Here is a 1,693-nt window from a genome sequence, read left to right on the forward strand (position 1 = left end):
CCCGCACTGCACTCCCTGGTCAACGGCCTGCGCCGGGACCAGGACGCCGTCATCGCCGGCCTGTCCAGCTCCTGGAGCTCCGGCCAGGTCGAGGGCCAGAACACGAGGGTGAAACGGATCAAAAGGGATGGATATGGCCGGGCGAACTTCGACCTCCTCCGCACCCGCATCCTGCACAGATCCTGACCCGCCCGATCACAAGATCAGCGACAGAGCCCGTTTTGTGACTCTAGGTGATGAGAATTCTGCGGAACCCGGGACACAGGAGCATACCGCCAGCACTCACCGCTGTCAACAAACCACCGCTAGAACGCATCCGCCGGGTTGTCGCAGTCGCCCGGTGGATCTTCCTTCACCCGAGCGTGTTCGTGCATATCGTGCCAACCGTCGAGGTGCAGAACGGCACTCCGGCGGATGCCCTCCGCCGCGAATCCGGCCTTCGACGCAGTCCGGCACGATGCGGGATTGGCAACCGAATGGGCAAGCGCCAGACGGTACAAGCCCACGACGTCGAACGCCCAACGAGCCGCCGTTCCCAAGGCATGAGTGGCCCAACCGTGCCCGCGGTGCTCCGGCAGGACCCAGAAGGAACAGCGTGCCGTGCCGCCCGCGAGATGGAGATGCTGCAAGGAGACGTAGCCAACTGGCACCCCGTCAGGGCGAAGCGCGGCCCAACCGACCCCGGCTTCCCTCCTCCAGCACTCTTCCCAGCCCCTGATCCAGGCATAAGCATCGGCATCGGAACTCCCGGCGAGCAGGTTCCACCGTTGAATCCGTTCGTCTGCGAGAGCCATACGGACAACGCCCACATCCGTCAGCCGCCAAGGGCGCAGAACAATGCCCTCACCCTCCAGTGACGGCTGAGTCGACGAACTGAGGCTCCCGGGCCTCACCACCGGTGGAACTGACGACGGCATCGGCTCTACGGTCCTTCCTACCCGCCGCCAGTGACCGCGGCGGCATCGCCATGCCGTCGCGGTCACACGCGCCGAGCGGTCACTGGTACGCTCCTACGTCTCTCCATGTGAACGGCACAACGCCCCATCGGACACGCCCCATCGGACACGCCCCAAGAGGAGGGCGTTAGAAGCCGTTGTCTTTCCGGATGTGATCGCTGAGTTTGTGCTGTTCAGGCATGGTGTGGGTGTCGCCGAGGGAGGGTTGGGACGTTCAGTTCGTTCTCGGTGACGCGGAGGTGGCCGGTGGCGTCGGTGATGGGGTTGCTGGAGGAGCGGGAAACCGCTGCCCGGGTGCGGGTGGAGGAGCTCCGGGCGGAAGCGGACCGGATCCTGGGTGAACTCGGCGCTGCCGAGGTGGTGTTGGAACGCCGGGTGATCGCCCGGGAGGAACTGGGCGAGACCCTGGCCGCCGGCGGCGATGCGGTGCTCGCGCCTGTGGCCGAGGTGCCAGATCCGGTGCCCGCCGTGGCCGGGGAGCGTAAGGCTCCGGTGGCCGGGTCGATCGTGCGGCGGTGCGGGGAAGGGATGACTGTGCAGGCGCTTGCGCCGGATTACTGATTTTGGCGTTTCGAGGTGAGTGGCTGGTTTGGGTGGCTGACTGGTAGTCAGTGGTGCGCTATGTCGTTGGTATGCGTTATGCGGATGGGGGCGGGCTGACGGCGAAGGGCCGCCGGCGTCGCGAAGTGGTGAGGTTGGAGGCGGCTGAACTGTTCGCCGAGGGAGTCAGTGCGTGT

At 66.0% G+C, this 1,693-nt stretch carries 3 protein-coding genes; 2 read left to right on the forward strand and 1 reads right to left on the reverse strand.

The features are described from left to right. The coding region (locus ACIQU6_RS44695) for a transposase (protein WP_403488472.1) at nt 1–186 on the forward strand (186 nt) is incomplete at its 5' end. A 119-nt stretch (nt 187–305) separates the two neighbouring features. Here ACIQU6_RS44695 and ACIQU6_RS44700 read toward each other — a convergent pair. Further along, entirely contained in the window at nt 306–917 is a 612-nt protein-coding gene (locus tag ACIQU6_RS44700; RefSeq protein ID WP_403488474.1) for a GNAT family N-acetyltransferase, read from the reverse strand. A gap of 285 nt (nt 918–1,202) precedes the next feature. On the opposite strand from ACIQU6_RS44700, the gene ACIQU6_RS44705 reads away from it, so the two are divergent. Continuing rightward, nucleotides 1,203–1,517, forward strand: coding sequence for a hypothetical protein (locus tag ACIQU6_RS44705; RefSeq protein ID WP_403488476.1), 315 nt, complete (start codon nt 1,203–1,205; stop codon nt 1,515–1,517). The last annotated feature ends 176 nt before the right edge of the window (nt 1,518–1,693 follow it).

Source organism: Streptomyces sp. NPDC090442 (assembly GCF_044769405.1).
Classification (GTDB): Bacteria; Actinomycetota; Actinomycetes; order Streptomycetales; family Streptomycetaceae; genus Streptomyces.